Here is a 15,573-nt window from a genome sequence, read left to right on the forward strand (position 1 = left end):
TCTTCAGCGCCGATGGTAGTTGGGGGTCTCCCCCTGTGAGAGTAGGACGTTGCCAGGTAAAAAGAAATGAGATCAGTAGAGATACTGGTCTTTTTGTTGATTTTAAAGATTAAAGTGAAAAAACTAAGGAAAGTATAATAGCCTTCTGTGAGAATAGGATGTTGTCAGTATTTTACTAAGCAGAAGTTTTACCCACTAACAGGGATGGTTCTATTTGTTGGGGTATCCCTCAATTTAATTTGCAACAAAAAACACACGCAAACATCACATTCTTATATACTTGAATTGTCGAGAAACAAGTAGAGAAGGAGTTTGCGTGTATATGATTTTTCCCATGAATATCCCAGGTTTAAAAGATGTTAACATAACGAAGATTAAACAAGTTGGAGAAGTAGTAAAGTTATATATAGAAATGGAACAAAGGATTCATAAGCGTCCTAGTTGTAATAGATCAACAAAGCGAATTCTTGATTATCGTCTACAACGAATCCAACATTTAAAATGGTTTGAAAGAAAGACTCAATTATTATATAAAAGACGTCGTTACGTATGTGAATGAGGAAAACGATTTTCCGAGAAATCAAAATAGTTGATCGATATCATCTTACATCAGTGGAGTGGAATCAATCTATAACTAGATTAGCTGACGGTGTCACGAAAGAATCATTAGGTATTGAACAAACCGATATAAAAATATGTTTAAACAGTACTTACAAAGACATGGCGAAGGTTCAGGTGGTTGTCATGGGATATGGGGAGTATCGTTCATAATAATTCCATAACACCCACAATAATAGCAGTGCCTAATAATCTGCACTGCTATAGAAAGAACAATCATTTATTTATTTTCTTTAAAAACATCTCTTCCGATTGCTCCAACGGACATGTCTGTGTCACCAGTCGAATTTGCTTCGTCTTCATGTCTGTCTTTTTTATGTGAATTAGGTTGGTCTGAACCTAGGTATACACCTTTATGTTTAGCTTCTGTTTTGATAAATCGGTCAAAGTTTTGGTTCACCATTTAAACTCCATCTCCTTATTCTGTATTTATATCTTTCCTATAATAACCTCATTTCGACTTCTTCATGAAAAAAACATTTGAAAAAGACACCATTTAAGGTGTCTTTCTTCCATAAAATATTAAGTTTTATTATCTTGTTCCTCCACCCATTTGTTGCTGAGCAAAAGAAACTAAACGTTTTGTGATTTCTCCACCTACTGAACCATTTGCACGAGATGTTGTTTCAGCACCAAGGTTTACACCAAATTCTGATGCGATTTCTAACTTCATTTGATCGATAGCCTGAGATGCACCAGGTACCAATAGTTGGTTTGAGTTATTACCGTTGTTTGCCATATAAATCCATCTCCTTTAAATTTTTTGGAGGGTTAGTTTGGATTTGCACCAAGGAAGGTTAATTCCTACTAAGCTAACCCGCATTTTGAGGTTTTAAGTTTATTTGTTAATAATAATGTAAATGTTGATAATTAATATCTCACAATTTAGCTTTAATATTCTAGATTATAAAGGTAAGTTTATCCAACAAGGATAAATTAATTTACTTTAGGTGATATCAATGGGTGTTAATACGGCTAACATACTTTAATTGTGGAATAATACACATAATACAATTATTGATTCATTGGAGGTCATTACGTGCAAAGGGCAATTCTAAATAATCATAAACACATTTCATATGAAGATTTTGGAAGTGGTAAGCCAGTTGTTTTTATTCACCCTCCCGGTATGGGGCGACATGTCTTTTATTATCAGCGTAAGCTAAGTAAAAAGATGAGAGTTATTTTACCTGATCTGTCAGGACATGGAGACAGTTCACGTATAAATGTAAACGATATATCTGTTCGTTATTATAGTGAAGAACTAATTGAATTTCTAGACAAATTGAGGATTGAAAAAGCAATTTTTTGTGGTTATTCAGCAGGAGGGGCGATCGCGCAATATATTAGTTCTCATTATCCTGGACGAGTGGATGGGATAATTTTAATTGGAGGATATCCAGCAGTATTAAATTCAACGTTGAGAATAGAACATAAGATGGGGATGTATTTTGTGAAGAACCATAGAAGTATTCTTACGAAGATATTAGCTATCAGTCATACGACAAATCCAGGATATCAAAAATTACTAATCTCTCACATGAATAAAGCACAAGGTGATGCTTGGTATAAATATTATAAAGAAGTTCTCAATATCAATTTAATTAATGACATTAAAGATATAAATATTCCATTACTCATATTGTATGGAACGAAGTCTGATGCGATTAACAAATATTATTCGTTTTTTAAAAAAAGAACATCTCATCATCGCATTGTTTTCATTAAACATGTGAGTCACCAAATACCAACAAAAAAGTGGGAAATAGCAAATGGGGAAATTATCCAATATATAAATCGAATTGATTAAAAGATAGAAAATTGCTTAGTTTTTAAATTATTTGCTAATAGTTCTAAAAAAATTTACAGATCTTGCAGGAATTTCTGGGTGAATGAGTAATAGTATAGAGATTGATGTTTTTGAAAAAGAGAACCTGAGAAAATTTCTGGTTCAAGTAAAGATCATCTCAAGACATACTAAACGTTTTTACATGGAGGAGAAAAAGATATGAAGATTGAAAAAGGACATTTCGGGGATTTAAGAGGGGAAACTGTTTATTCCTTTGCTTTACATAATAGGAATGGTATGAAAGTAACATGCATTACACTTGGATGTATCATTACTGAAGTTCTCACCCCTAACAAAGCAGGAAAACCAGAAAATGTTGTACTCGGTTTTGATGATGTAGATAACTATATAGAAAATTCACCATACTTTGGAGCAGTTATCGGTCGTGTAGCCGGAAGAATAAACAACGGAAGCTTTAAATTAGATGGAGAAACATATACATTACCTCAAAACGAAAACACAAACCATTTACATGGTGGACCAGAAGGATTTGATCGTAAGCTTTGGGATGCCAAAACATTTGAAAACGAAAATGAGGTTGGTGTCGAATTTATATATATAAGTAAGGATGGAGAAGCAGGGTACCCTGGAAATGTAACTGTTAAGGTAACATATGTGTTAACGAATCAAAATGATTTACTTATCACATATAGTGCAACTACGGATAAGAAGACATTAATAAATTTAACAAATCATACATATTTTAACTTAAGTGGTAATGTTAAAAATGATATTCAAACACATCATTTAAAATTAAAAAGTAAACAAGCACTTGAACTTAATGATAATTTTATTCCGACTGGAAATTATATCGATGTAGAAAATACGCCATTTGATTTCCGGGGTGGAAAAGCAATAGCAGAAGGGTTAACATCTAATCATAATCAAATCAAATTAGTTGGTCAAGGGATAGATCATCCATTCTTATTGGAGGAAAATCATAACCAAGAAATCGTGTTAGTGGATGAGAAAAGTGGAAGAAAATTGGTAATTGAAACTGATGAGGAAAGTGTGGTTGTCTATACCTCAAATATGGTTGATGATAGTTTTCAAATTAGGGATGTACAGTCAAAGAAATATATAGGCATTTGCCTTGAAACTCAAGGTCTGCCAGACTCAATTAATCAGCCTAATTTTTCACCATGTATTTTAGATGTCGGAGATGAGTATAAAACGACAACAAAATATTCATTTTCAATTGATAAATAATGAGTTTTTAATAACAAAGAGTTAGGCTCAAAATCCACTATGGATTTTGGGCCTTTTTATAATTTATCCGTTCACTATATTATTCACTATACGGATAGGAAACGTGAATACTGTTAATTGTACCTGGCTCATCTTGAACAATGGTTAGCGATTGAATATAATGTGAAAGTTCTTTTTGCAGCTGCTTAGGTGCTCCTTCTTTTAGATGCCAGTTACCAGGCTCAGCAACAAAATATTCACTCTTAATGAAATCGGGTAGCTTTTTAGACATATTTGCTCCTCCAAATAGTTTTTCTCCTAATAGCTTCCCCTTTATTATTCAAGTTAGTAATACATAAATTTACACTGATGGTATAAAAATAAAGCCAACCGTTAATTAAAAAGGAGCTTGATAATAGATGATTTTCTATGCTTGTATTAAATATGAGGAACACCAACCAGATACATATAAAGGAATAGAAGTTACAACATTAGGAAATCAGAACGACGTTGTTGCAAGCTTTGGTTCATATGATCCATTGGAAGATTTCAGAAACTTTGTAAGTTGGTCAGAAAGTGTTGGCGATGATAATGTAGGATTTTGTGATAGTTTAAAGCACTTTGCAAAAGATTATGAGAAGGTTTCTGATCATGACTCAACCCAAATGTTAAGCATGGTTTATGGTGAACATCAGGATTGTTGATAGGTCATAGCTGTTGTCACTTTGTTTTATCAAGAAAAAGGAAAACTAGCTTAGAACTAGGAAAGAAAAATAAGCTGCTTTAACTGTCGTATTTATTTAGTGAATTTCATAAATAGACAAATTTAAATCAGCTTATCTACACAAATTATTTTGGAGTTGTCGTTTCTTTCTTCTTTTTTTCTTTATCAACTGTAATCTTTTGAATAAATCCAGTTTTTGAAAAAAGCTGTGTGATATACCCAGTTATTTGTTTATAATTTTCTTCAATTTTATCAACAACAAAGCTTATTCTCTCAAATAGTGTTGCTTTTAAATTATCTATTTCTCTTGACATCTTTTGATTTATGGCATCTTGATGATCTAGACGCTCTAATATAGTTTTATGAAAAGATTCCTGTAGTTCTATTGAGTTTAGAATATCTCCGTTTATTCTTATTTGTTCTTCTAATTGCTCAGTAAGGCTGTAATTTAAATCGCGATATTCTTCAACTTTTTTTGAAATTTGGTTAATTTCTGTATCTTGTATGGTAAGTTGATCGACAATTACTTGATTAATTAATCCTTCATTTTCATGTTTCTTTATTAATTTATCATTAAATTGATCAACTGCTTCAAATCGTTCCAATAAGGTGTGGTAGATCTCCTCTTGCTTGTTTATATTTTCAAGTAGTGGGGTGGTACGTTGATTCTGTTGATCTAGTTGCTTAATAACATGCGAAAATTGCTGTAATTGTTCAACCTTTGTTTCATTTACCAGCATATTTACTTCAATAGATGAGTTCTTTAAAGAAGCATTCATATCGGATTGCTTTTCGATAAATTCCTGCAAGTAATTTTTACGAAACGACTCTTGATTTGAAGATAGCTTAAGTGTAGAAGGATTTTTAAATATAGTTGGATTTGTCTCATTTTTTATAAAGACCAATAATTATTCACTCCTTTCCTCACTTAATAATAGGCTGTTTTCTCAAAGACTGTTACTCTTCGTAATACTTCTACGTATCTTTATGCTTTTTCGTTAAAGGACTCAGCTATTTCCATTTTCAAATAGCTTCTATTGATACGAAATAAATCCAATGATAAATTTGGTTTGGTAAGTAACAAACATTTAGAAAAGAGCATATATAAAATGATGATTATATCTTATGTATCTATATGTTAATGTGATTCCAATTATTTCGATTAGGGCTATTCCTTAAAAGAGCATTACATATTTGTAATTAAAAATCAGCATTGATAAAAAAAATATGCAGATTTTCTGATCTACTAGGACATACTAGAAATGAAAACATACGAAGGGTGGTTCAATGATGAGTATAGAATGGTTTGATCGTGTGAGTGGTGAATTGCAGGAGCATCTTGAATCAATTTGTGAAAAGTATGATCAAGTGGGTCATATGTCTATTGACCGTGGTGCCAAGCATCCGAGAATAGAATTTTTCGTTGAGACCGAAGATGACGATCGTGATTATTTCTGTACATTGTTTTTTGATCCTTATAATGGGGATTTCTATATTGAAACATTTGATTTTGAATACGAACAAACTTCTAGAATGATTCTTTCAGATATAGAGGATATTATTGATGCAGTTCATGAGAGCTTTCATATCTATATGAATGATGATTATGAAGAAGAAGATGAAGATGAACTGCTTGATGAAACAGTAGTTCAAGAGGATTCAATTTTTGAAGAAATAGATGTTGATTGGGAAACACCTGAGGTTACAGCTTTTACATATGAGAATGAAGTAGAGGTTACCTATCAATTTGGTGTTGTTCAAGAAACAGGTGATGGCGTTCTCCGTAGAATTAACCGGATTCGAACAGAGGAAGATGATTTAATTAAAGATGAGACCAACTTTATATTCAGTAAAGAAGAAGCTAGTACAATTATAGCAATGATAGCAAGTCATATGGATTCTCTATCTGAATTTGACTTACAGTGATATAGTTGACAAAGGCTCTATATGATAGTTCTTGAAAAAAGTTATGTAAGAACCCCCCATAAAAGGGGAGATATTATTTAAAAAGTTAACAATTATGTTAGCTTTTTTTTCCTTTTTTAATACTCTTTTTTGAAGGTTTTTTATCATATATAGCGAACTAATATAGTCTAAGATTTATTAGAATAATAATTCCTTCATTTAATTTTTCAAGGACAGTAAGTAGTAGGAAGATAAAGGCGGGTTATCATGAGTCAAAATAAAGTTGATCTAAAAGAAGAACAAGCGAGAATCGATAAAGTCATATCGAGAATGACTGAAGATGTTGCTTGGATAGAGAAGCAAACTTCTTCAGTTAAAACGGATGTAGTGAAAATACGTAAGGACTTCTGGGAAGATGTAACAGTCAATATGGATGATGCTGTCGAAGCAGGAGAAACGGCAACAAGTATAAGGCAACAAGCTGAATTTTTATCAGAACGAGAGCGTCGTCATCGTAATTTAGACCAAGACTTAAAAAATTTAAAAAGACTAATTGAAGCTCCATATTTCGCTAGGATTGATTTTTTAGAGGAAGATGAAACCTTGGTGGAGAGTATTTATCTAGGAGTTGCCTCTTACATTGATCGTAATTCAGATGAGTTTCTTGTTTACGACTGGCGTGCACCAATCTCTAGCTTATACTATGATTACTCAATTGGACCTGCCAATTTTACTGCACCTGGTGGTACAGTAAGTGGTGAATTAAAACTAAAAAGACAATTCATCATAAAAAAGGCTAAAATAATAGGTATGTTTGATTCAGGAATTACAATCGGAGATGAACTGCTTCAAGAGGTTCTTGGTAAACAATCAGATATACAAATGAAAAGTATTGTTGCGACGATCCAGCAGGAGCAAAACAAAGTGATTCGCAATGAAAAGGGGAAATTGCTAATTGTACAGGGTGCGGCTGGAAGTGGGAAAACGTCTGCTGCACTTCAAAGGGTAGCTTATTTACTATATAAATATCGTGAAACATTAAATGCAGAAGAAATTTTATTATTTTCTCCAAATCCGATGTTTAACAGTTATATCAGAAATGTATTACCAGAACTCGGAGAAGAAAATATGCAGCAAACTACATTTCAACAATATCTACAGCACTCACTTGGTGATCACTTTAACGTCGAGGATCCCTTTTTACAAATGGAATATATGCTAACTGCTCATACAGACAGTCAATATCATGTCAGAAGGAAAGCGGCAAAATATAAATCGTCATTTCAATTTATGGAAACAATAGAAAAGTATCTTACTCTTTTGAGTGAACAGGGATTACTTTTCAGGGATATAGTATTCAGAGATAAAGAAATTATCAGTTCAAAAGAGATCTACTCATACTTTTATAATCTGAGCTCTGGTATGTCAATTACTAATCGGATGAAACTTGTAACTGAATGGTTGCTGAAAGAACTAAAGAAATTCTCAAAAGGTGAATTTAAGAAAGAATGGGTCGATGCAGAAATTCAATATCTAAGTAAAGATGAATATCAGTTTTATTTTGAAAAACTAAGTAAACAAAAGAGGTTTTCACAAGACACATTTGATGATTTTGATCGTGAACAGGACATACTTAGAAAATATGTTGTAAAACGACGTCTCAGTAAGGTTCGTAAGTTTATAAAAGCGCATTTCTTTATAGATATGAGTGCAATTTATCAGCAATTATTCTTATTACCAAGGGACACGTACATTCAGGAGAAACGTTTTGATTCTGATTGGAATGAAATATCTACATTTACTCTCAGTGAGATAAAGAATGGAAATTTACCATACGAGGATGCAACACCATATTTGTATATGAAAGAGATGATTGAAGGATTTAAAGTGAATACAAGTGTGAAGTATGTTTTCATTGATGAGGCACAAGATTACTCAGCGTTTCAATTTGCTTTTATAAAGCATCTTTTCCCAAATGCTCGGCTAACGGTATTAGGTGATCTGAACCAAGCGATTTACACACATAATTCATATTCAGGTATTATAGCGTTAAAAGAATTATTTGAATCAGAACGGACTGAAATCATCGAGTTAAAAAGAAGCTATCGTTCTACACAACAAATTATTGAGTTTACTCGTGCTTTGATTGAGAAAGGGAAGGAAATTGAACCATTTAATCGAGAGGGTAGTAAGCCAGTAATTATTCGTAAGAATTCTACAGCTGAAATAATCAGAAGTGTAGTTCAAACGATCGAAAGACTCCAAACAGCTAAAACTATTGCAATAATCTGTAAGACTGCTAAAGATAGCGAAGAGGTTTATCATTTATTAAAAGATGATATTCAAATTCATCTGGTGGATAAACACAGTAATGAGTTTGATTTAGGTGTTGTTGTCATACCTGCATATCTGGCAAAAGGTATTGAATTTGATGCAGTTATTGTATTTAATGCTTCTAACGAGCAATATGAAGGGGAAGATGTAAGGAATCTTTTCTATACAGCGTGTACAAGAGCAATGCATGATTTAATTATTTTTTATAAAAATGAATTAACCCCGTTTATAAGTGAAATTCCGAGTCATCTCTATGTTACCGAATAAACAGATAAGCGTATATATGTAAAAATCAACCGTTATCCTATATAATTGGTAGCAATGGAGACTGCTTAAGTCTCTCATTTTGTCTAGTCTAGATCTATTCTTGATAAAATAGAACTTATTTATTTGATTAGCAGATAGTTATTCCTATAAGGAGGTCATTGTGGATATTATCGCGAATCAACCATATTTTACAGTAACAAGATTTATTGATGGAATTGTTCAGTATCAAAAGGAAGAACAGCATGAAATAACATTGTCCTCTAATTTTGTATGTACATCAAATGATACATTTTTAATGGAAGAAGTGTTAGATATATCTTTTCGTGCTTTTGCCGATAAAATGGGATTTCTTTATTTACATACAATTAAAGGGATGTATTCATACACAGTGAAAACACGCCCAGATACATTTATAAATGAATTTAAGCAATTAAAGGGATAAGTAGTAAAGGAATTTACAGAAAAAAAGGACCTGTTAGTTATTCAAGAGGCTTGAATAATTACCCAGGTCCTTTTTTTACTGTTTATTTTGATTAGAAGTCTGTTTTCCTTTGTTGTTGATAAAATGTTTAAATTCGTCTTTGTTTATGCCAGATGACATGGCTTCCTTTACAAGTTTAATCATTTCTTCATCACTGGAATTTCCTTCATGACGAAAACCATTTTTATTTTGTTCGATCATATATTACCCCTCCATATTTTAATTATTAAGCTCTTTTCTAAAAGAGCATGAAGGTATCCTTAAAACGTGTACATTAGTACTTTGTAAGGAAAACAACAATCTTTGCGAAAACAGCCCATTATTAAAGACAAGTTTGTGTAACCGCGCTTTTTCCAGATATGTTTACGATCCTTTTATTTAAATGGAAAAGGATTTAACCATTATGAATGATACCCTTAAAACTATCCAACTAAACCTATTTCCTTTGAAGTATTTCTAATTTTAGCGGGGGATTTATAAATGAAGAAGGAGAAAACTAGGATTGAGTGATCAAATAAATTCTAGTTTTTGATGTAAGCGGTAATTAAAGTAAGTAAATGATCGTTAGAAAAGGTAGTATATGTTAAAATTAGGCAGGAGAGATTCCTTTTCTAAAAGCAAAATCGATTCAAAAAAAAGATTTGAACTCAATAATCTTTCATCTATAACAGTTCAAGGGGTTAATGAAATTTAAATAAAAGCAGGACGACAAGATTGAATATGGCGCTTTATATAGTGGTGAAATTAAAAAATGAGCCCGTTTAAAAATAATGAGGAGCTAAAAAAATGATCGCTTGGGATATGGTTACCGACATGGGAGTAATGGATAAAATCAATAAAAAATTACTAGAGTATTGTTAAGGTTGCGCATAACTAATTGAAGTGCAACTTTTTCTAGTATTTGAATTTCACGAGATAAAAAGTAAGATTCTAATGCTGAAAAAATCCTAACAGAGTATACCTGTCAGGATTTAATAAGAACTACTTTTCAGCTAAATCTGTACTGATAAATCCTTGTTGTTTAAGCATCACAGGAACATCAGGATAATGATTGTTGTAATGGTGCCCTGCATAAAAACTTGCTACTTTTTTTGTCCAGGTTGCCGCATTTTGTCCGTTCGTTCTTTTTAACTGATAATTCTTATATACTTCATTATATGATTTTATGTAATTTTCCTGATTTTTGTTGTATGTTTCATTATGGATAAAAGCCTCTTTAGGTAATCGAGGATTTAGTTCGGTGTCACCAAGACCGTAACCAATACATAGTCCTGCGATCGGTATAACAAACTTTGGTAACTCTAACAGTTCTATCACACCTAACGGATTTTTTCGAATGCCACCAATTGGAACAATACCTAAACCTAATGATTCTGAAGCAGCAATTGCATTACTTAATGCGATTCCGACGTCTGTTGCACCAACTAACAAGGCATCAGCATCATTAATTGATTCAAACGGTACTTTTTCGAGATCACTTGCAATTTTCGCTCGATTAAAATCAGCACAAAACACAAGAAAAGTTGGGGCTTGATTAATATAATCCTGATTCCCACATAGCTCCGCTAATTTTCCCTTGCGTTGCTTATCTTGAACGACAATAACGGATACTTGCTGTCCATGGATCCACGTTGGTGCGGATTGTGCAGCTGAAAGTATCGCATCCAATTCATCATTTGCTAATTGACTTTGATCATCATACTTGCGATAAGAGCGATGACTTGTTAATGTTTTTATGACTTCATTCATTTTTAATACTAGCCTCCTCTATACTATTGAAGTAACTGTACTGTATTTTATACGGAATTTCAAAGAATTAGACTTTGCTGGTAAAAAAGATAATGTTTAAACCATAGAAATGGAGGAAATGACACATGAAAATGAACTCCTTGATAACAAAATTTCCTCAAATAATTAAGAAGAAACCAACACTTCAATCTTTTAAAAGTTTATTAGGGAGATATAACGGTAGTAAAAAAGAAGAGTTTTTAGTGATAGCACATAGAGGTGCATCAGGTTATGCACCAGAAAATACGATCGCATCTTTTAATAAGGCACTTGAATTAAAAGCCAACTATATCGAGTTAGATGTACAAATGACAAAAGATCATGAACTAGTTGTCATACATGACACGAATATTGATCGGACAACAAATGGGTCTGGTGAAGTAAGAGAATTTACCTATGAAGAACTGAAAAAGTACGATGCTGGAAAGTGGTTCCATAAAAAGTATTCTGGTCAAAAAATTCCAACTCTTCAGGAAGTTTTGTTAAAATATTATGGAAAAGTGGGGCTATTAATTGAGATAAAAAACCCTAATCTCTATCCTGAGATTGCTGAAAGATTAGCAACAGAGCTGAAAAGTCATGGAGTAGTTGGCGTTATAAATGATAAAGTGATTGTCCAATCTTTTGATATTGATTTGTTAAAACAATTTAAGCAGCTTATGCCAAATATCCCTCTTGGCCTACTCGTTAAATTTCGTATGCAGGGGATTTCGAATATACAGCTCAAAGTATGGTCTGACCTGGTCCATTTTATCAATCCAAATAAGGCACTCATTACAAAAAAATTAGTTAAAAGAATCCATGCACACGATTTAAGAGTTATTCCGTATACAGTGAGAGATAAGAAATCGATAAAAGGATTAATGGATGCAAGAATAGACGGGATTGTAACAGATTACCCTGATTATTTCTTGAATGTAACGAATGAAGTTAAAGAGGGTTAAACACCTAAAAAAGGCTCCATTAAAAATTACAAGTGGAGCCTGCAAGTTACATGGAGAGGTAGTAATTTGTGAGGACCATTAATTTGACTAACCTTTATAGCTTAGTTATGAATTTTCCCGTTGTTGTTCAATTTCCTTTTCAGCTATTCATGAATTTGCGACCTCTTGGTTTTTATGTTCATTTACTGAGTCTCCAGCTATATTCTTTAGGTTAGGATATGTGCTATCAGTTTGTAAGGTTATTTCTTCCTGTTTAGGTGCATGTGTAAGATAGTTCTTTTTATCCATTATTTACACTCCTTTTAAAGCTTAATATTCTTATTAGATAGTAGCTTGCACAAATATTTTCCTTTTCATTCTTTATCTTCTCGATACATTAAAAAGCTCGGACATTAGGCTTTAGTAAACTAACAGGTTAATAAGTAATAATCCTAGACCGGATAGCAAAATACTTCCGATTAAGCTTGCGATAAAGGAGTTCTTGCCTTTTTGTTTGAACGCTCTTATTTCCACGTTTATTCCTAACCCAGCCATTGCCATCCCCATAAAAACATAAGCTACGTTGGCTAACAATGACACAAGTGAATCTGGAACAACACCAATAGTATTAATAAAGCTCATAAGGAGAAAACCAAAAATAAACCATGGTATATGCAGGGATGACTTTTCGGCGTCTTTATGCTGATATCGAGTTATCCATGCTATCACGATAGCGACAGGAATAAGAAGGGCTACCCTTGTTAACTTAGCAATTAGAGCCATTTCTACCGAATTTTCTCCGGCAGGTGCTGCAGTGGCAATGACATGCGCAATTTCATGAAGAGTGCCACCTGCGAATAGGCCGTAATGTTCAGGGGATAAACCTATTTTTGAGACAAATAATGTGTAAATAAATGAAAAAATGGTCCCTATTATGCAAACAGTAGCAGCTGCGATTGCAGTGTCATTCGCTTTTGCTTTAATTTGTGATGAAATTGCGATAACAGCAGCAGCGCCACAGATAGCTGTTCCACATGCTGTAAGGAGGGCTAAATTTTTTTCAACTTTTAACAATCGAGCTAATAAAAAAACAAATGTCAAAGTGACGAAAAGATTTATGAAGGAAATCAGAAACACATTTACTCCTGAATCATAAATATCGATTATGTTTAACTTTAACCCTAAAAGCACAACTCCTACGCGTAATAAACTTTTACTTGCATATGCAACGCCATCCATGAGCTTTTCAGGTACTCCAATTGTTTCTTTCCATACGATTCCAATAAAAATGGCAAGGACTAACTGACCAATAATTGAAAAAAGAGGCAGAATTGCAAGAATACCGGCCAAAATTGAGATCAATAGGGTTAGTAAAAGTCCTTTTGTAAAAGATCCATGTTTTTGGACATATTGTGCTAGTTCATTCATCTATGCCACTTCCTTATATTTTAAATCCATATAACAACTTTAAAACAGTTCCTATTATTAGTAAAATAGTGATATATGATAGTAGTTATTAAAATTATTAATGATAAGGATTTGATTTAGTGTATTATGACGCTTTAAGGACATTTATTGCAGTTGTTGAAGAGAGGAATTTTACCAAGGCAGCTGAAAAGTTATTACTTTCTCAGCCGAGTGTTAGTGTACACATTAAAAATTTAGAAGCAGAATTTCAAGCAAAATTGTTTATACGTTCACCAAAGGTATTAAAAATTACACCATCAGGAGAAATTCTCTACGAACGTGCAAAACAGATCGTCCAAATATATGATAATACGAAAGAAGAAATAGATGAACTCCAACGAACAGTAAAAGGGACACTAAAAATTGCTGCTAGTTTTACGATTGGAGAATATGTGTTACCAGCGATTTTGGCGGATTTATATAAACAATATCCACAGCTCGACTTTGTTGTCACAATAGGGAATACTGATGAAGTTGTTAAGCATGTTCAATTTTTTCGAGCAGATATTGGGTTAATTGAGGGGAATACAGCTGAAAAAAATGTAAAAATCAACTCGTTCATGGAAGATGAATTAACGATTATTGCTTCACCTAATTACTACCTATCAAAGTCAAATAGGCTACAAACGGATGACCTCCATGATGAAATATGGATAAGTAGGGAAAAAGGATCTGGAACCCGAGAGTATGTGGAGCATTTTATCCGTACAAATGGATTGAAAATGAATAATCTCATTACAATTAGTAGTAATCAAGGTGTAAAGGAAATGGTTATCAACGGCTTAGGAATTTCGATCCTATCAACATTTGTCGTGAGACGAGAGCTTGAACAAGGGACTCTCATCGAAATTAAACCGAAAAATGAAGTGTTTAAGAGAAAGTTCTCCTATCTAATCTCACCCATTGCAAGCGAGAAAAAGATTATTTCACTATTATTAGAGGCTCTAATGAAAAATAGCCAAACTAATTAAGTTTTAAGTTTCATTCATTTGGATCAGAAAAAGAAAGAATGAGGTTGACTCTGGATAAGGTCAGCCTCTTGAAATAATAGTTATTGGTATTGTTCAAGCATAGAGAAGAATTCTTTTACAAATTTGTAGAAGACCTTTTCGGATGGTGCAAGTTCTCTTTTGTTAGAGATAATAATCCCAACAGTTCTTCTCACAATGGGAAGTTCGATTGGTATTTTTACTGTAAATCGAGGAATCGCCTCGTGGAATGTACTATCAGGTAATAAGGTAACGCCGATACCAGCTGACACTAGTCCTTTTATAGCATCTAGATCTTCCCCTTCAGATGAAATAGTAGGGATAAAACCAGCTTGCTTACATGCCTCTACAACAATATTTTGTAGAATATATCCTTTTGGAAATAAGACAAATTCATCATTCCTTAGCTCATTAAGAAGGATGCTTTTTTTTGTTGACAGTGGATGAGAGATAGGAAGTAAGGCAGAAATACTTTCTGAAAATAAAATGGTGCCTTCGACTTCAGGTATATTTAGTGGAACTGGACCTAAAAAGGCTAAATCAATTTCCCGATTGATCACAGATTCAATTAAGAATTTATAAGAACCTTGTCTTAAGTGAAAAGCAACATTTGGATATTTTTCTTTAAATGCAGAAATCACAGTCGGTAATAAGTGACTAGCTAGGCTTGTTGGAAAACCAATTTTAATCGAACCTCTTTCTGGGTCAAGATACTCATCTATCTGCTTTTTTGCATAATCGATCGCCTTTATAGCAGTTCTAGTATGAGTTAGAAAAATTTTTCCAACTGGAGTTAACTTTACATTTCGTCCTTCTCTTTCAAATAATGTAACACCCAACTCTGATTCCAGATTCGCTATTTGTCTACTGATCGCGGATTGAGCTACATGTAAATATTGTGCCGCTTCTGAAACATGTTCCCGTTCGGCAACCTCCATAAAGTAGTGTAATTGACGTAATTCCATCGTTCTCCTCCGATCATATATCTCAATATTAGATTGATCTTATCTAAATTATATATTGTTAGTATCAATTTGTGA

Annotated in this window: 19 protein-coding genes; 10 read left to right on the forward strand and 9 right to left on the reverse strand. The window is 33.1% G+C overall.

Features of this window, described 5'->3' with window-relative positions; genetic code table 11:
* The first annotated feature begins 334 nt into the window (after window positions 1-334).
* Both AC6CHR_RS22845 and AC6CHR_RS22850 read left to right on the forward strand, forming a co-directional pair.
* Window positions 335-559, forward strand: a complete 225-nt coding sequence (locus AC6CHR_RS22845; protein WP_498251360.1) for a transposase family protein — start codon at window positions 335-337, stop codon at window positions 557-559.
* A gap of 53 nt (window positions 560-612) precedes the next feature.
* Window positions 613-771 (forward strand): hypothetical protein, encoded by a 159-nt coding sequence (locus AC6CHR_RS22850; protein WP_498251361.1) that lies wholly within the window; start codon window positions 613-615, stop codon window positions 769-771.
* A gap of 67 nt (window positions 772-838) precedes the next feature.
* On the opposite strand, the gene AC6CHR_RS22855 is transcribed toward AC6CHR_RS22850, so the two are convergent.
* Together AC6CHR_RS22855 and AC6CHR_RS22860 are read right to left on the reverse strand one after the other, a co-directional pair.
* Window positions 839-1,021, reverse strand: a complete 183-nt coding sequence (locus tag AC6CHR_RS22855) for a hypothetical protein (RefSeq protein ID WP_498251362.1) — start codon at window positions 1,019-1,021, stop codon at window positions 839-841.
* A gap of 129 nt (window positions 1,022-1,150) precedes the next feature.
* Window positions 1,151-1,357 carry an alpha/beta-type small acid-soluble spore protein gene (locus tag AC6CHR_RS22860; RefSeq protein ID WP_498251363.1) on the reverse strand — a complete coding sequence of 69 codons (207 nt, stop codon included), beginning with the start codon at window positions 1,355-1,357 and terminating at the stop codon, window positions 1,151-1,153.
* Window positions 1,358-1,657: 300 nt separating this feature from the next.
* Here AC6CHR_RS22860 and AC6CHR_RS22865 point away from each other — a divergent pair, with 300 nt between their 5' ends.
* The gene (locus AC6CHR_RS22865) at window positions 1,658-2,428 is read left to right on the forward strand and encodes an alpha/beta fold hydrolase (RefSeq protein WP_498251364.1); all 771 of its coding nucleotides are present in this window, start codon (window positions 1,658-1,660) and stop codon (window positions 2,426-2,428) included.
* A gap of 198 nt (window positions 2,429-2,626) precedes the next feature.
* Window positions 2,627-3,676, forward strand: a complete 1,050-nt coding sequence (locus tag AC6CHR_RS22870; protein WP_498251365.1) for an aldose epimerase family protein — start codon at window positions 2,627-2,629, stop codon at window positions 3,674-3,676.
* Between the two features lie 79 nt (window positions 3,677-3,755).
* On the opposite strand, the gene AC6CHR_RS22875 is transcribed toward AC6CHR_RS22870, so the two are convergent.
* Window positions 3,756-3,947, reverse strand: coding sequence for a hypothetical protein (locus tag AC6CHR_RS22875; RefSeq protein WP_498251366.1), 192 nt, complete (start codon window positions 3,945-3,947; stop codon window positions 3,756-3,758).
* A 127-nt stretch (window positions 3,948-4,074) separates the two neighbouring features.
* Between AC6CHR_RS22875 and AC6CHR_RS22880 the strand changes: the two genes are divergently transcribed.
* Window positions 4,075-4,359, forward strand: coding sequence for a hypothetical protein (locus AC6CHR_RS22880; RefSeq protein WP_498251367.1), 285 nt, complete (start codon window positions 4,075-4,077; stop codon window positions 4,357-4,359).
* 145 nt (window positions 4,360-4,504) lie between these two features.
* On the opposite strand, the gene AC6CHR_RS22885 is transcribed toward AC6CHR_RS22880, so the two are convergent.
* The gene (locus AC6CHR_RS22885) at window positions 4,505-5,284 is read right to left on the reverse strand and encodes a hypothetical protein (protein ID WP_498251368.1); all 780 of its coding nucleotides are present in this window, start codon (window positions 5,282-5,284) and stop codon (window positions 4,505-4,507) included.
* Window positions 5,285-5,669: 385 nt separating this feature from the next.
* Here AC6CHR_RS22885 and AC6CHR_RS22890 point away from each other — a divergent pair, with 385 nt between their 5' ends.
* The 3 genes from AC6CHR_RS22890 (at window position 5,670) to AC6CHR_RS22900 (ending at window position 9,327) form a co-directional block, all read left to right on the forward strand.
* Window positions 5,670-6,305, forward strand: coding sequence for a hypothetical protein (locus tag AC6CHR_RS22890; RefSeq protein WP_498251369.1), 636 nt, complete (start codon window positions 5,670-5,672; stop codon window positions 6,303-6,305).
* A gap of 246 nt (window positions 6,306-6,551) precedes the next feature.
* A complete protein-coding gene (gene helD / locus AC6CHR_RS22895) occupies window positions 6,552-8,885 on the forward strand; it encodes an RNA polymerase recycling motor HelD (protein ID WP_498251370.1) in 2,334 nt (777 codons plus the stop codon).
* Window positions 8,886-9,045: 160 nt separating this feature from the next.
* The gene (locus AC6CHR_RS22900; RefSeq protein ID WP_498251371.1) at window positions 9,046-9,327 is read left to right on the forward strand and encodes a hypothetical protein; all 282 of its coding nucleotides are present in this window, start codon (window positions 9,046-9,048) and stop codon (window positions 9,325-9,327) included.
* Between the two features lie 75 nt (window positions 9,328-9,402).
* Here the strand turns inward: AC6CHR_RS22900 and AC6CHR_RS22905 are convergent, their stop codons facing one another.
* Both AC6CHR_RS22905 and AC6CHR_RS22910 read right to left on the reverse strand, forming a co-directional pair.
* The gene (locus tag AC6CHR_RS22905) at window positions 9,403-9,567 is read right to left on the reverse strand and encodes an anti-repressor SinI family protein (RefSeq protein WP_498251372.1); all 165 of its coding nucleotides are present in this window, start codon (window positions 9,565-9,567) and stop codon (window positions 9,403-9,405) included.
* A gap of 780 nt (window positions 9,568-10,347) precedes the next feature.
* Window positions 10,348-11,115, reverse strand: coding sequence for an NADPH-dependent oxidoreductase (locus tag AC6CHR_RS22910; protein WP_498251374.1), 768 nt, complete (start codon window positions 11,113-11,115; stop codon window positions 10,348-10,350).
* A 125-nt stretch (window positions 11,116-11,240) separates the two neighbouring features.
* On the opposite strand from AC6CHR_RS22910, the gene AC6CHR_RS22915 reads away from it, so the two are divergent.
* The gene (locus AC6CHR_RS22915) at window positions 11,241-12,098 is read left to right on the forward strand and encodes a glycerophosphodiester phosphodiesterase (RefSeq protein WP_498251376.1); all 858 of its coding nucleotides are present in this window, start codon (window positions 11,241-11,243) and stop codon (window positions 12,096-12,098) included.
* Window positions 12,099-12,245: 147 nt separating this feature from the next.
* Here the strand turns inward: AC6CHR_RS22915 and AC6CHR_RS22920 are convergent, their stop codons facing one another.
* Together AC6CHR_RS22920 and AC6CHR_RS22925 are read right to left on the reverse strand one after the other, a co-directional pair.
* Window positions 12,246-12,386, reverse strand: a complete 141-nt coding sequence (locus AC6CHR_RS22920) for a hypothetical protein (RefSeq protein ID WP_498251378.1) — start codon at window positions 12,384-12,386, stop codon at window positions 12,246-12,248.
* Between the two features lie 111 nt (window positions 12,387-12,497).
* Window positions 12,498-13,505 (reverse strand): YeiH family protein, encoded by a 1,008-nt coding sequence (locus tag AC6CHR_RS22925; RefSeq protein WP_498251380.1) that lies wholly within the window; start codon window positions 13,503-13,505, stop codon window positions 12,498-12,500.
* 119 nt (window positions 13,506-13,624) lie between these two features.
* Between AC6CHR_RS22925 and AC6CHR_RS22930 the strand changes: the two genes are divergently transcribed.
* The gene (locus AC6CHR_RS22930; RefSeq protein WP_498251381.1) at window positions 13,625-14,515 is read left to right on the forward strand and encodes a LysR family transcriptional regulator; all 891 of its coding nucleotides are present in this window, start codon (window positions 13,625-13,627) and stop codon (window positions 14,513-14,515) included.
* Between the two features lie 80 nt (window positions 14,516-14,595).
* Here AC6CHR_RS22930 and gltC read toward each other — a convergent pair whose 3' ends face one another.
* The gene (gene gltC, locus AC6CHR_RS22935; RefSeq protein WP_498251382.1) at window positions 14,596-15,498 is read right to left on the reverse strand and encodes a glutamate biosynthesis transcriptional regulator GltC; all 903 of its coding nucleotides are present in this window, start codon (window positions 15,496-15,498) and stop codon (window positions 14,596-14,598) included.
* Window positions 15,499-15,573: the final 75 nt, after the last annotated feature.

It is taken from the genome of Metabacillus sp. GQ13 (genome assembly GCF_059758525.1).

Coding starts and splice junctions, on each gene's coding strand:
- AC6CHR_RS22860 (WP_498251363.1), bottom strand. CDS start 1,357: ATGGCAAACAACGGTAATAACTCAAACCAACTATTGGTACCTGGTGCA.
- AC6CHR_RS22845 (WP_498251360.1), top strand. CDS start 335: ATGAATATCCCAGGTTTAAAAGATGTTAACATAACGAAGATTAAACAA.
- AC6CHR_RS22915 (WP_498251376.1), top strand. CDS start 11,241: ATGAAAATGAACTCCTTGATAACAAAATTTCCTCAAATAATTAAGAAG.
- AC6CHR_RS22910 (WP_498251374.1), bottom strand. CDS start 11,115: ATGAATGAAGTCATAAAAACATTAACAAGTCATCGCTCTTATCGCAAG.
- AC6CHR_RS22925 (WP_498251380.1), bottom strand. CDS start 13,505: ATGAATGAACTAGCACAATATGTCCAAAAACATGGATCTTTTACAAAA.
- AC6CHR_RS22875 (WP_498251366.1), bottom strand. CDS start 3,947: ATGTCTAAAAAGCTACCCGATTTCATTAAGAGTGAATATTTTGTTGCT.
- gltC (WP_498251382.1), bottom strand. CDS start 15,498: ATGGAATTACGTCAATTACACTACTTTATGGAGGTTGCCGAACGGGAA.
- AC6CHR_RS22880 (WP_498251367.1), top strand. CDS start 4,075: ATGATTTTCTATGCTTGTATTAAATATGAGGAACACCAACCAGATACA.
- AC6CHR_RS22855 (WP_498251362.1), bottom strand. CDS start 1,021: ATGGTGAACCAAAACTTTGACCGATTTATCAAAACAGAAGCTAAACAT.
- AC6CHR_RS22905 (WP_498251372.1), bottom strand. CDS start 9,567: ATGATCGAACAAAATAAAAATGGTTTTCGTCATGAAGGAAATTCCAGT.
- AC6CHR_RS22890 (WP_498251369.1), top strand. CDS start 5,670: ATGAGTATAGAATGGTTTGATCGTGTGAGTGGTGAATTGCAGGAGCAT.
- AC6CHR_RS22920 (WP_498251378.1), bottom strand. CDS start 12,386: ATGGATAAAAAGAACTATCTTACACATGCACCTAAACAGGAAGAAATA.
- AC6CHR_RS22870 (WP_498251365.1), top strand. CDS start 2,627: ATGAAGATTGAAAAAGGACATTTCGGGGATTTAAGAGGGGAAACTGTT.
- helD (WP_498251370.1), top strand. CDS start 6,552: ATGAGTCAAAATAAAGTTGATCTAAAAGAAGAACAAGCGAGAATCGAT.